Genomic DNA, 13,262 nt, shown 5'->3' with positions numbered 1-13,262 from the left:
ACGGACGGAACTCGGGATCACCGGCGCCGCGGAGCCTCCCATGAGCATCTGCTACCTCGACGGAAACTACTTGCCGCTGGCCGAGGCGCGCGTGTCGCCGATGGACCGCAGCTTCCTGTTCGGCGACGGCGCCTACGAGGTCATTCCGGTGTATTCGCGCAAGCCTTTCCGGCTGGCCGAGCACCTGCGCCGGCTCGAGCGCACGCTGGCGGCGATCCGCCTGCCCAATCCGCACAGCGCGGACGAATGGGCGGCGATGGTGATCGAAGTCATCGCCCGCAACGAGCCGGCCGACCAGGGCGTCTACCTGCACGTCAGCCGCGGCGTGGATGCGCGGCGCAACCAGGCTTTCCCGTCGCCGGCGGTGGCGCCCACCGTGTTCCTGATGAGCGAGCCGCTGGTCACGCCGGGCGAACCCGAGCGCGAGGCCGGCGTTGGCGCGGTGAGTTCGGCCGATTTCCGCTGGCTGCGCTGCGACCTCAAGACGGTGTCGCTGCTGGCCAACTGCCTGCTGCGCCAGCTCGCGGTGGACCAGGGCTGCACCGAGACCATCCTGTTTCGCGACGGCTTCCTGACCGAAGGCGCCGCCTCGAGCATCTTCGTGGTCAAGGAAGGCGTGCTGTGCGTGCCGCCCAACAGCCACCTGATGCTGCCCGGCGTCACCTACGACGTGGTGCTCGAGCTCGCCGCCCGCCACGGCCTGCCGCACGAGGTGCGCGAGATCCTCGAGGCCGAGGTGCGCAGCGCCGACGAACTGCTGATGTGCTCCTCGCCCAAGGAAGTACTGCCGATCACCACGCTTGACGGCCGCCCGGTGGGCAGCGGCAAACCCGGCCCGGTCGGCCGGCAACTTTACGCCTGGTACCAGGAATTCAAAGACACGGTGATGAGAAGTGGCTGATCCGCAATCCCGCCAGACCCTGCTGGAGTTTCCCTGCGACTTCCCGATCAAGATCATGGGCGCGCGCGTCGATGGCTTCGCCCAGGCGGTGCTGGAAGTCGTGCTGGTGCATGCGCCCGATTTCGACGCCGCGACGATGGAGATGCGCCCTTCCAGCAAGGGCAATTACCTCGCCGTCACCTGCACTTTCCGCGCGGAGTCGCAGGAGCAGGTCGACAACCTGTACCGTGCGCTGACCTCGCACCCCATGGTGAAGGTGGTGCTGTGATCGTCAAGCGCCTCGGCCGCGTCGATTACGCGCCGGCGCTCGAGGCGATGCGCGCCTTCACCGCGCAGCGCGGCAACGACACCGCCGACGAGATCTGGCTGCTGGAACATCCGCCGGTCTACACCCTGGGGCAGGCGGGCCGCCCCGAACACCTGCGGCAGAACCCTGCGGGCATTGCGCTGGTGCAGATCGACCGCGGCGGCCAGATCACCTACCACGGCCCCGGTCAGCTCGTCGCCTACCTGCTGATCGACCTGCCGCGCCGCCGCCTGAAGGTGCGCGAGCTGGTCACGCTGATGGAGCAGGCCATCATCGACACGCTCGCCGACTACGGCCTGTCGGCGGAGCGCAAGGAGGGCGCGCCCGGCGTCTACATCGGCGGCGACAAGATCGCCGCCCTCGGCCTGCGCGTGCGTAACGGCTGCAGCTATCACGGCCTGAGCCTGAACGTGGACATGGACCTGACCCCGTTCACCTGGATCAACCCTTGCGGCTACGAAGGCTTGCGCACCATACAGATGAAGGATTTCGGCGTCGTTGAGACGGTGGCCGGCGCGGGCGAGCGCCTGCTGGCCCACCTGCAGCGGCTGCTGCCACCCCTTGCCGACAGCGCTGATGTGCCGGATCACACCGGGCAGGCTGTCGCATCCGGGCCGGACGGGACATAATCCCGCCCCTAGCCCCCGTTTTCCTACCCGGAACCCACAGAGAGCAAGCGAACATGGAAACCCCAGCGCGCAAGCAGCGCGGCGCCGACAAGACCGCCCGCATCCCGATCAAGATCGTCCCCGCCGAACGCCTGAAGAAGCCGGAGTGGATCCGCATCAAGCTCGGCGCCGGCCAGGAGGCCGAACGCTTCAACGAGATCAAGGAAACCCTGCGCGAGCACAAGCTGCACACCGTGTGCGAGGAAGCCTCCTGCCCCAACATCCACGAATGCTTCGGCAAGGGCACGGCCACCTTCATGATCATGGGTGACATCTGCACCCGCCGCTGTCCGTTCTGCGACGTCGGCCACGGCCGCCCCGAGCCGCTCAACCCGAACGAGCCGGCCGACCTCGCCAAGACCATCGCCGCGATGCGCCTCAACTACGTGGTGATCACCTCGGTGGACCGTGACGACCTGCGTGACGGCGGCGCCCAGCACTTCGTGGACTGCATTCGCGAGACGCGCGCCGCCTCGCCCGCCACCCGCATCGAGGTGCTGGTGCCCGACTTCCGTGGCCGCATGGAGATCGCGCTCGAGATCTTCGACGCCGCGCCGCCCGACGTCATGAACCACAACCTCGAGACCGTGCCGCGCCTCTACAAGCAGGCCCGCCCGGGTTCGGACTACGCCTATTCGCTCAAGCTGCTGAAGGAATTCAAGGCCCGCCATCCCGAGGTGCCGACCAAGTCCGGCCTGATGGTCGGCCTGGGCGAGACCGACGAAGAGATCCTCGAAGTGCTGCGCGACCTGCGCGCGCACGACGTGGACATGCTCACCATCGGTCAGTACCTGCAGCCCTCCACCGGCCACCTGCCGGTGCTGCGCTACGTGCACCCCGACACCTTCAAGATGTTCGAGACCGAAGCGCTGAAAATGGGCTTCAAGAACGCCGCCTGTGGCCCGATGGTGCGCTCCAGCTACTGGGCCGACCAGCAGGCACACGGCGCCGGAGTGGTCTGATCCCGGCCTGAGGGTCGGCTGGATTTCCGCCGGTTCAGGAGCCCTTCCGGGCGCCGTCGCTCAGGGGGTGGTCGGGCAGCCCTTGCACCCCTGCATCTGCGCATTCAGGAAGATCGCCTGATCGATGTCCGCCCCGGTGAGGTCGGCGTCGATCAGCGAGGCGCGGGTGAAGTTGGCGCCGTGCAGCCTGGCGCCGGCCAACGAGGCGCCCTTCAGCTTGGCGGCGCGCAGGTTGGCGCGCTGCAGGTTGGCGCCCTGCAGGTTGGCGCCTTCGAGGCGGGCGTTGCTGAAATCCGCGTTGGCCAGCACCGCGCCGGAGAGGTCCGCCTTGCTCAGGTCGGCGTTCTGCAGGATGGCGTTGCCGAGGTTGGCGCCGGTCAGCTTCGCGTCGATCAAGCGCGCGCCGCGCAGGTTGATGCGCACCATCGAAGCGTTGCGGAAATCGGTGCCGCGCAGTTCGGTGCTGGCGAAGTTCGCTTCGTCGAGCGTGGCGCCGGCCAGATTGGCTTCCGACAGGTCGGACTGGGTGAATTGGGAGTTCGCCAGATTGACCCCGGCGAGGTTGGCACCGTTCAGGTTCAGGTTGGTGCACAAGGTGCCGCGCCGGATGTCGCAGCCGCCGATCATCCCCGCCCGCTGCGCGACCGTCGGGCCCGGCAGAAGCAGCATCAGGGCCAGGGCGGCCAGCGTGGCGAGGCGTGTCCGCGGGCGCCCCGCGGGGCAGTCGGCGCGCGTTGGCGCGCCAGGATTGCGAAGGGGCATGCTCAGGCCGCTTCTGCCAGTAACTGTTCGATCAGCGCGTGCAGCCGGGCGAAATCCGGTTCGCCGAGGATCTTCTGCACGATTTCCCCGCGCTTGTTGAGGATGAAGCTGGTCGGCGTCAGCCGCACGCCCTCGAAGCCGCGCGCGATGCTGCCGTCGCGGTCGAGCACGATGGTGAAGGGCAGGGCGCTGCGCTCGACGTAGGCCTGCACCTGGCTGGGCGGGTCGTAATCCATCGCCACCGCCACCGTCTCGAAGCCGCGTGCGTGGAAGCGGTCGTGGGTGTCCTTCAGGCCGGGCATTTCCTTGACGCAGGTGGTGCAGGTGGTGGCCCAGAAATTCACCAGCACCACCTTGCCGTGCAGGTCGGCGGTGCGGAAACTCTGGCCCTGCAGCGTGGCAAACGCGACGTCCGGCGCGGCCGGCTTCTTCGAGTAGACAAAATAGCCAGCGATGCCGAGCATGACGGCTGCAACGACGGCAAAAATCTTCACTTTCATGCCCTGTGTTCCACTCTTTCCGGAGACTGCAATGCGTTCGATTCTGCGAGCTTTCGCCATCCTTGTCATCTGTGTTCCTGCGTGGGCCGCTGACCTTTCCAGCCTGAGCAATGCCGATGCCGCGGGCGGCCTGAAGGAGGCGCTCAGCCAGGGCGCGGGCCGGGCGGTCGAACTGCTGGGCCACGATGGCGGCTTTCTGAACAACTCCAAGGTCAGGATTCCGCTGCCCGGCGTGCTGGAGCAGGCGGCGCCGCTGCTGCGCATGGCGGGCAGCGGCAAGGATCTGGACCAGCTCGAGACGACGATGAGCCGCGCCGCCGAGGCCGCGGTGCCGGAGGCGAAGACGCTGCTGATGGCGGCGGTGAAGGACATGTCGGTGAAGGACGCGAAGGACATCCTCACCGGCGACGACGACTCGGTGACCCAGTACTTCCGCAGCAAGACGCAGTCGCAGCTCACCCAGCGCTTCCTCCCCATCGTCAAGCAGCAGACCGACCGTCTGTCCGTGTCTTCGCAATACAACGCGCTGGCGAGCAAGGCGGCGGGCGTGGGCCTGGTGAAAGGCGAGGATGCGCAGATCGAGGGCTACGTGACGCGCAAGGCGCTCGATGGCCTGTACCTGATGATCGCCGAGGAAGAGAAGTCGATCCGCCGCAACCCGCTGGAAGCCGCCGGCAGCCTGGCGAAGAAGGTGTTCGGCGCGCTGTAGGAGGCCAGGCCGAACGAAGTCCAGCAGGGGCAGCGGGTTCTGCGATGCGGCAGGTCTGGCTGTGGGGGATGTGTGGAGTGGGCGAGCACTGTCCGAGTCCCGAGCGCAGCGAGGTCGAGTTGCGCAGCCCGACGGAGCGCATCCCCCACAGCCAGACCGGATTCGGTGCCGTGAGTTGATTGCCCCGCAAGCACGCCGCGGCTGCCACGCTCGGGTACACTTGCCCCCCGCCTTCCCTGGAAGGCTGCAGCCTGTGCCCGAAACGATGTCCGCCCTCCTCAACGCGCCCCAGCGCGAAGCCATCCGCTATCTCGACGGCCCCTGCCTGGTGCTGGCCGGCGCCGGCAGCGGCAAGACGCGGGTCATCACGCACAAGATCGCGCACCTGATCAACGAGTGCGGCATCAGCCCCAACAACATCGCCGCGATCACCTTCACCAACAAGGCCGCGAAGGAGATGCAGGAGCGCGTCGCCCACATCATGGGCGGGCGCGCGCCGGGCGGGCTCACCGTGTGCACCTTCCATGCACTGGGGGTGCGCATCGTGCGTCAGGAGGCGGTGCATTGCGGGCTGAAACCGCAGTTCTCCATCCTCGACGCCTCCGACACGGTGCAGATCGTCGCCGACGTGGCCGGCGACAGCGACAAGGGCATCGCCAAGCAGATGCAGTGGCAGATCTCGTCGTGGAAGAACGCGATGATCACGCCCGAGGAGGCCGCGCAACTGGCCGACAACGAGATCGCCTCGGTCGCCGCCAAGCTCTACAAGGAATATGAACGCACGCTGCGCGCCTACCAGGCGGTGGATTTCGACGACCTGATCGCGCTGCCGGTGCGCCTGTTCGAGGAGCACCCCGAGGTGCGCGAGCGCTGGCAGAACAAGCTGCGCTACCTGCTCATCGATGAATACCAGGACACCAACCGCGCCCAGTACCGGCTGCTGCGGCAACTGTCCGGCGTGCGCGGCGCCTTCACCGCGGTGGGTGACGACGACCAGGCGATCTACGCCTGGCGCGGTGCCGACGTCGAGAACCTCAAGCTGCTGCAGACGGACTACCCGAAGCTGAAGGTGATCAAGCTCGAGCAGAACTACCGCTCGTCGCGCCGCATCTTGGAAGCGGCCAACACCGTCATCGCCAACAACGAGAAGCTGTTCGACAAGCGCCTGTGGTCGGAGCATGGCGTGGGCGACCAGATCGTCGTCACCAACTGCCGCGATGCCGAGCACGAGGCCGAGTGGGTGGCGACGAAGATCAACGCGCACAAGTTCGAGCACCGCACCCGCTTCAAGGACTACGCCGTGCTGTACCGCGGCAACCATCAGGCACGCATCATCGAACAGCAGCTGCGTAACCAGCGCATTCCCTACGTGATGTCGGGTGGGCAGAGCTTCTTCGACAAGGCCGAGATACGCGATCTCATTGCCTACCTGCGCCTGCTCGCCAACGAGGACGACGACCTCGCCTTCATCCGCGCCATCACCACGCCGCGCCGCGGTGTCGGGCCGACCACGCTGGAGGCGCTCGGCGCCTACGCCGGCCGCCGCCACATCAGCCTGTTCGCCGCGGTGTTCGAGGAAGGCCTCACCCAGCATCTCAACGCGAAGCAACTGCACGGCGTGCAGGAGTTCGCCGGCTTCATCAACCGCCTGCAGTACCGCGCGCCACGCGAGCCTGCCGCGCAACTGCTCGAAGACCTGCTCGCCGCCATCCAGTACGAAGCCTGGCTGTTCGAGCACTGCGACACGCGCGAGGCCGAGTCCAAGTGGAACAACGTGCGCGACTTCGTCGGCTGGCTGGGGCGAAAGGGCGAGGAAGACGGCAAGAACCTCGTCGAGCTGACGCAGACCATCGCGCTGATGTCCATGCTCGACAAGGAAGACCCCGACTTCGACGGCGTGCAGCTCGCCACGCTGCATGCCTCCAAGGGCCTGGAGTTTCCGCACGTGTTCCTGATCGGCGTGGAGGAAGGCCTGCTGCCGCACCAGAGCAGCATCGACGAGGACAAGATCGAGGAAGAGCGCCGGCTGATGTACGTCGGCATCACCCGCGCCCAGCGCAGCCTCAACATCACCTGGTGCGAGCGGCGCAAGTCGGGCCGCGAGTTCCGCCCCTGCGAGCCGAGCCGCTTCATCGCCGAGATGGGCGAGGACGTGAAGATGAACGACCGCCGCACCGCCGCGCCGGTGTCCAAGGAAGAGGGCAAGGCGCGCATCGCCAACCTGATGGCGATGTTCGAGAACCGCGACAAGGCTTGAGACTTCGCCCGCCGCGCCGTAAACGCTCAGCACGAACAAGGTGCGGGCGGGCAGTCCTTGCCATGCGCCCGGCAATTGCACATCTCTTGATTTGAACCGCCGCGGGCGGCAGGGGGCGCAGCGTCATGGGGTTTACATCCGGCAGGGAGTTGAGCATGCGCCAGAAGGCCCTCGCCACGCTCGCCCTCGCCCTGCTCGCGGTGGCGGGGAATGTTCTCAGCGTGCCGCTGTTCTTCAGCGTGGTGTTCATCTTCGGCTCGGTGGCGGCGATGCTGGCGGTCGCGCTGCTCGGCACGCTGCCTGCGGTGCTGGTGGCGGCCGCCGGCGGGCTCTACACGCTGTTCCTGTGGGGGCATCCCTACGCGCTGATCGTGTTCACCGTCGAGGCGCTGGTCGTCGGCCTGCTTTACCGGCGCGGCCTGTGCACGCTGGTGCTCGCGGATCTCGCGTACTGGCTGGTGCTGGGCGTGCCGCTGGTGCTGCTGTCCTACCACGGCAGGATGGGCGTGGGCTGGGAGGCGGCGACGATGATCGCCCTCAAGCAGGCGCTCAATGGTCTGTTCAATGCCTTGCTTGCCGGACTGATCGTACTCGGCCTGCAACTGTGGTGGCGCGGCGCGGCGCGCCTCGGGCTGGGTGCAGCGCGGCTGTCGGGACTGCTGTTCCACGTGCTGCTGACGACCATCCTGCTCGCCGGTGCGATCCCGGTCATCCTGAAAAGCTACGGTGAGCGCGTGCAGCTGGAAGCCTTCATGGAGGAACGGCTCGCCGAGCGCGCGCGCCATCTGGGCACGCGGCTCGCAGCCGAACCGGCCACAACAGCGTCGCGCCGGGTGGCGCTGCTGGCGGGCGAGCAGGACAACCCCGGCATGGGATTGGCATTGCTGGCTGCGGACGGCAGCGTACTGGCCCGTCAGGGCGAGGTGGCGAGCCTGTCGGGCAACGCGGGGGAGTTGCAGCCGCTGGCAGGCGGCCTGGCGATCTGGGTCCCGGGCGGCGACATGCCGGCCATGGCGCGCTGGAAGCAGGGGCGCTACCACATCGGCGTGCCGGTCCCCGAGGGCGGCGAGGTGGCCCGGCTGGTGATCGAGCAGTCGGCGGCGCCGCTGGTGCGGGCGCTCGAGCGTACCGGGCTGAAGCTCTTTGCCTATCTGGTGGGGCTGCTGCTGATGGGCATCGTGCTGGCGCGCGTGCTCAGCCAGTGGCTCACCCGGCCGATCGCCGCGCTCGAGGCGGCCAGCCGCCTGCTGACTTCGCAGATCGCCAGCGGGACGCAGCCGGTGCTGCCGGCCAGTCCGGTGCGCGAATACGGCAGCCTGGGCGGCAGCCTGCGCGAGATGGCGGAAATGCTGGCCAGCAGCTTCCGCGAGCTGCGCGAGACCCAGGCGGGCCTCGAGGCGCGCATCCGCGAGCGCACCGCCGCGCTGCATGGCGCTACCGAGCTGCTGGAGAGCGTACTGGCGGCGTCGACCTTCTCGATCATCGCCACCGACACCCGCGGTGTGATCAAGGTCTTCAACAAGGGGGCCGAGAAGCTGCTCGGCCATGCTGCGGACGAGGTGGTTGGCAAGCAGACGCCGGCGCCGTTTCACCGTGCGGAGGAGGTGGCGGCGCGCTCGGCCGAGCTGAGCGCGGCCCTGGGCCATCCGGTCGAAGGTTTCCGGGTGTTCGTCGAAGTGGCCGAACGCGAAGGCTCTGAGACGCGCGAATGGACCTATGTGCACCGCGACGGCCGCGCCATCCCGGTGTCGCTGGTGGTGAGCGCCATGCGCGCCGCCGACGGTCAGCTCACGGGCTATGTCGGCATCGCCGAGGACATCACCACGCGCAAGGCCGCCGAGCGCGAGCTGCGCGAGAGCGCGCAGCGCTTCCGCAGCATGCTCGAGACCAGCCCGATCGCGGCGCGCATCGCGCGCGCCGGGGGGCACGAGGTCATCTTCTCCAACCGCCGCTATGCCGAGCTGATCAATGCCGCGGCGGACGAAGTCGGCGGCGTGGACCCGTCCGCCTACTACGTGCGCAGGGAGGACTACGAGGCCATCCTGCAGCGCCTGGGCCGCGGCGAGCAGATCTACGACATGCTGGTCGAGCTGGCCATCCCGGGGGTCGGGACCAAGTGGGCGCTCGGCTCCTATTCGCCGATCCAGTACGAGGGCAGTCCGGCGGTGCTGGGCTGGTTCTACGACATCACCGACCGCATGCGGAGCGAGGCCGCCCTCGCGGAACAGGCCCAGCACACGCAGACGATCCTCGACAACATGGTCGACGGACTCATCACCATCGACGCCAAGGGGATCGTGCAGTCCTTCAACCCGGCTGCCGAGCGCATCTTCGGCTATGTCGCCGACGAGGTGATCGGCCGCAACGTGAAGATGCTGATGCCGAACCCGCACCGTGAGGCGCACGACGGCTACCTGCGCAACTACCAGACCACGGGCGTGGCGCGCATCATCGGCATCGGTCGCGAGGTCGAGGGCCAGCGCCGCGACGGCAGCCTGTTCCCGATGGAGCTGGCGGTGTCCGAGATCACCCAGCACGGGCAGCCCCTGTACGTCGGCATGGTGCGCGACATCAGCGAGCGCAAGCGCATGGAGCGGATGAAGAGCGAGTTCGTGTCCACCGTCAGCCACGAGCTGCGCACGCCGCTGACCTCGATCTCCGGCGCGCTCGGCCTGGTCGCCGGCGGTGCGCTCGGCCAATTGCCGGAGCAGGCGCGGCAGATGGTCGGCATCGCCCACAAGAACAGCCAGCGCCTCACCCACCTCATCAACGACCTGCTCGACATGGAGAAGATTGCCGCCGGCAAGCTGCACTTCGACATGCAGGTGCAGCCGCTGATGCCCATCGTCCAGCAGGCGGTGGAGAGTCATCGCACCTATGGCACCGAACGCCGGGTGGCGCTGGCGTTGAAGGGCGAGGCGACCGATGCCGAACTGCGGGTGGACAGCCAGCGCCTGATGCAGGTACTGGCCAACCTGCTGTCGAATGCGATCAAGTTCTCGCCCGAGGGCGGCACGGTGGAGGTCGTCGTGCGCGCGCGCGGCGGCAAGCTCCGGGTGGCGGTGGTCGACCACGGCCCCGGCATTCCCGCATCCTTCCGCGGCCGCATCTTCGAGAAGTTCTCCCAGGCCGATGCATCCGATACGCGCCAGAAGGGCGGCACCGGCCTCGGCCTGGCGATCACCCGCGAGCTGGTGGAGCGCATGGGAGGGACGATCGGCTTCGACTCGATCGAGGGGGAGGGTGCCACCTTCTGGATCGAGTTTCCGCTGCACGCGGCGGGCGAGCCGGCCGCGCCCGACGGCGCACCCGTCGTCACCGCGGCGGATGCGCCGCGCATCCTGGTGGTGGAAGACGACGCGGACATCGCCCGCCTGCTGAGCCTGATGCTCACGCGCGCCGGCTACCGGGTCGATATCGCCCTCACCGGGCGGGAGGCGCTGGCGGCGCTGCAGGAGACCGCCTACGCCGCGCTGAGTCTGGACCTGATGCTGCCGGACATCGGCGGCCTGGAGATCATCCGCCAGGTGCGCCAGCGCCCGGACACCGCGGACCTGCCCATCATGGTCGTGTCGGCCAAGATGGAAGAGGGGCGGCTCGCGATCAACGGCGATTTTTCCGCCGTCGACTGGCTCGCCAAGCCGTTCGACGAGAGCCGGCTGCTGGCGGTGGTGCAGGGGCTGCTTGCCCAGGCTGGCGCGTCGAATCCGCGCGTGCTGCATGTGGAGGACGACGATGACCTTCATCAGGTGGTCCGTTCCATGGTGGGCGAGCGCTTCCAGTTCGAGCGCGCGACGACGCTGCGCGAAGCGCTCGACCGCGTCTCGCGGGAGCGCTTCGATGTGGTGGTCCTGGACATCGGCCTGCCCGACGGCTCCGGCTGGGATCTGCTGCCGGATATCCGCGCGCGCCAGCCGGATACGCGCATCGTCATCCTGTCGGGCGCCGATACCACGGCGGAGGAGGCACGCCGGGTCGAGGCAGTGCTGCTCAAGTCGCAGGTTTCGCCGAAGGAGCTGATTGACGCGCTCGACAGCCGCATTCGATCATTCAGATCCCGAAGGAGCCAAGCATGAGCACCCTGCAACGCGTCATGTATGTGGAAGACGAGCCCGACATCCAGGCGGTGGCCAAGCTTGCCCTTGAATTGGTCGGCGGCTTCACGGTGAAGGTCTGCTCCTCCGGCGAGGAGGCGCTGCGCGAAGCGGAAGGCTTCGCGCCCGAGCTGATCCTGCTCGACGTCATGATGCCGGGCATGGACGGGCCGACCACCCTGCAGGCGCTGCGTGGCCTGCCCTCGCTGGCCACGGTGCCGGTCGCATTCATGACCGCCAAGGTACAGCCGGCAGAAGTCGCGCATTACAAGTCCCTGGGTGCGCGCGACGTGATTCCGAAGCCTTTCGACCCTATGACCCTGGCGAGCCAGGTGCGGGCCATCTGGGAGGCCTAGGCGAGTGGACGCAACGCAACCGCAGGCGCTGGCCGAGCAACTGGCAAAGCTGCGAGCGGACTACCTGGCGCGGCTGCCGGCCGAGCTCGCGGCGCTGCAGGCGCTGGCCGGGGCGGTGCAGGGCGGCGAGGGCGATCGTGCCTGCCTCGAAGCGCTGCACCAGCGACTGCACAAGCTGGCCGGTTCCGGCGGCACCTTCGGCCTGGCGGCGCTGAGTGCGGCGGCGCGTGGCCTCGAGCAGCGCATCGTGGCCTGGCTGGCGGGGAAGCCGGACCCGGTGGACGCGACGGCATGCCGGGCGCTTGCGGTGGAACTGGCTGGACTGGGTCAATGGGTGGGCCAGACCGCGGGCGAGACGGTGGGCAAGATCGCAGCGCCGTCGTCCGTCATCCCGGCACCGAATGCCCTCCGCTCAGCCGGCAAGGCGATCCGGGTGTGGGTGATGGAAGACGACGCCGCGCTGGGCGAACAACTTGCTCGCCAGCTCGAGTCCTTCAATTATCGGGTGCAGTTGTTCACGCGGATCGACGAAGCCGAGCGCGCTGCGCGGAGCGAAAGTCCCGACATGCTGATCATGGACGTGATGTTCGAGGCAGAGGGCCGCAATGCCACCGAGGCGCTTGCCGATTTTCCCGCGCTGCGCGCCTTGGCCTGCCCGCTGCTGTTCATCACCTCCGCCGACGATTTCGAGTCGCGCGTGCGCGCGGCCCGGCTGGGCGCCGTCGGCTACTTCCTCAAGCCCATCGACATTCCGCGGCTGGTCAATCGCATGGGGCAGCTCGTCGAGCAGTTGAGCGCACCGCCGCAGCGCGTGCTGGTCGTCGACGACGACGCCGATCTCGCCGCACACCTGTGCCTGGTGCTGCGCGCGGCGGACATGGTGGCCGAGGTCCTGCGCCAGCCTGAGACCATCATGGACGAACTCGCCAGCTTTCAGCCGGACCTGGTGCTGATGGACATGCACATGCCGCGCTACACCGGTCCGGAGCTGGCGGGCGTGATCCGCCAGCACGACAAATGGACCGGCCTTCCCATCGTGTATCTGTCGGCGGAGACCGACCTCGAGCGCCAGATCGCCGCCATGCGTCGCGGCGGCGACGACTTCATCATCAAGCCGGTGTCCGACGCCCAGCTCGTGGCGGCGGTGCGGGTCCGCGTCGAGCGCGCGCGTCAGCTCGCCGACCAGATCAACAAGGACAGCCTGACCGGCCTGCTCAAGCACGCCAGCATCAAGGAGGTCGCATCCAAGGAGATCAGGCGCGCGCGCCGCACCGGCAAACCGGTGACGCTGGCGATGCTCGATATCGACCACTTCAAGTCGGTGAATGACACCTACGGCCATGCCGCGGGCGATCTGGTGATCTCCGCTCTGGCCACCCTGTTGCGCCAGCGCCTGCGGCAGTCCGACCATCTCGGACGCTACGGCGGCGAGGAATTCCTCGTGGTGCTGCCGGAATGTGCCGGCGCTGCAGCGCAGCGGCTGCTGGACGACATTCGCCAGCGCTTCGCCAATCTGCGCTTCAGCTACGACGGGCAGAATTTCTCCTGCACCGTTTCCGCGGGGCATGCCACGTCATGCAATGCGGTGCCTGACGATGCGGCGAACGAAGCGGTGGTGGTGGCCGGGGATGCAGATCTGCTGGCGGCCGCTGACGCAGCGCTGTATGACGCCAAGCGCGGCGGCCGCAACCGCGTGTGCGCCGCCGTGCTTGAGGCCAGGCAGGGCGAAGTACCTGCCTGAGCGCT

General features: G+C 68.0%; 11 protein-coding genes. 9 read left to right on the top strand and 2 right to left on the bottom strand.

What is annotated here, in order from left to right; genetic code table 11:
• Window positions 1-40 precede the first annotated feature (40 nt).
• From GH664_RS08785 to lipA, 4 genes are read left to right on the top strand one after another with little or no spacing between them, the layout of a single operon-like run.
• Window positions 41-901, top strand: coding sequence for a D-amino acid aminotransferase (locus tag GH664_RS08785; protein WP_153167736.1), 861 nt, complete (start codon window positions 41-43; stop codon window positions 899-901).
• Window positions 894-1,169 (top strand): YbeD family protein, encoded by a 276-nt coding sequence (locus GH664_RS08780; RefSeq protein WP_153167734.1) that lies wholly within the window; start codon window positions 894-896, stop codon window positions 1,167-1,169. Before GH664_RS08785 ends, GH664_RS08780 begins: the two co-directional genes overlap by 8 nt.
• Complete coding sequence (lipB, locus tag GH664_RS08775) at window positions 1,166-1,837, top strand: lipoyl(octanoyl) transferase LipB (RefSeq protein WP_153167732.1); 672 nt, start codon at window positions 1,166-1,168, stop codon at window positions 1,835-1,837. Before GH664_RS08780 ends, lipB begins: the two co-directional genes overlap by 4 nt.
• Window positions 1,838-1,890: 53 nt before the next feature.
• The gene (lipA, locus tag GH664_RS08770; RefSeq protein ID WP_153167730.1) at window positions 1,891-2,838 is read left to right on the top strand and encodes a lipoyl synthase; all 948 of its coding nucleotides are present in this window, start codon (window positions 1,891-1,893) and stop codon (window positions 2,836-2,838) included.
• 60 nt (window positions 2,839-2,898) lie between these two features.
• On the opposite strand, the gene GH664_RS08765 is transcribed toward lipA, so the two are convergent.
• A complete protein-coding gene (locus GH664_RS08765; protein ID WP_153167729.1) occupies window positions 2,899-3,600 on the bottom strand; it encodes a pentapeptide repeat-containing protein in 702 nt (233 codons plus the stop codon).
• Window positions 3,601-3,602: 2 nt separating this feature from the next.
• The gene (locus GH664_RS08760; RefSeq protein WP_153167727.1) at window positions 3,603-4,100 is read right to left on the bottom strand and encodes a TlpA disulfide reductase family protein; all 498 of its coding nucleotides are present in this window, start codon (window positions 4,098-4,100) and stop codon (window positions 3,603-3,605) included.
• Between the two features lie 31 nt (window positions 4,101-4,131).
• Between GH664_RS08760 and GH664_RS08755 the strand changes: the two genes are divergently transcribed.
• The 5 genes from GH664_RS08755 to GH664_RS08735 all read left to right on the top strand — a co-directional run bounded on the left by GH664_RS08755 (window position 4,132) and on the right by GH664_RS08735 (window position 13,257).
• Window positions 4,132-4,809 carry a DUF4197 domain-containing protein gene (locus GH664_RS08755; RefSeq protein ID WP_153167726.1) on the top strand — a complete coding sequence of 226 codons (678 nt, stop codon included), beginning with the start codon at window positions 4,132-4,134 and terminating at the stop codon, window positions 4,807-4,809.
• Between the two features lie 265 nt (window positions 4,810-5,074).
• Window positions 5,075-7,066, top strand: a complete 1,992-nt coding sequence (locus GH664_RS08750) for a UvrD-helicase domain-containing protein (protein ID WP_153167724.1) — start codon at window positions 5,075-5,077, stop codon at window positions 7,064-7,066.
• 155 nt (window positions 7,067-7,221) lie between these two features.
• Entirely contained in the window at window positions 7,222-11,142 is a 3,921-nt protein-coding gene (locus GH664_RS08745) for a PAS domain S-box protein (protein WP_194270361.1), read from the top strand.
• The gene (locus GH664_RS08740) at window positions 11,139-11,516 is read left to right on the top strand and encodes a response regulator (protein ID WP_153167722.1); all 378 of its coding nucleotides are present in this window, start codon (window positions 11,139-11,141) and stop codon (window positions 11,514-11,516) included. The genes GH664_RS08745 and GH664_RS08740 overlap by 4 nt, the downstream gene beginning before the upstream one ends.
• A gap of 4 nt (window positions 11,517-11,520) precedes the next feature.
• Window positions 11,521-13,257 carry a diguanylate cyclase gene (locus GH664_RS08735; RefSeq protein ID WP_153167720.1) on the top strand — a complete coding sequence of 579 codons (1,737 nt, stop codon included), beginning with the start codon at window positions 11,521-11,523 and terminating at the stop codon, window positions 13,255-13,257.
• Window positions 13,258-13,262: the final 5 nt, after the last annotated feature.

The organism is Thauera sp. 2A1, assembly GCF_009469595.2.
In the GTDB taxonomy this organism is placed as follows: Bacteria; Pseudomonadota; Gammaproteobacteria; order Burkholderiales; family Rhodocyclaceae; genus Thauera.
This window is presented reverse-complemented; position numbering and strand designations above follow the sequence as displayed.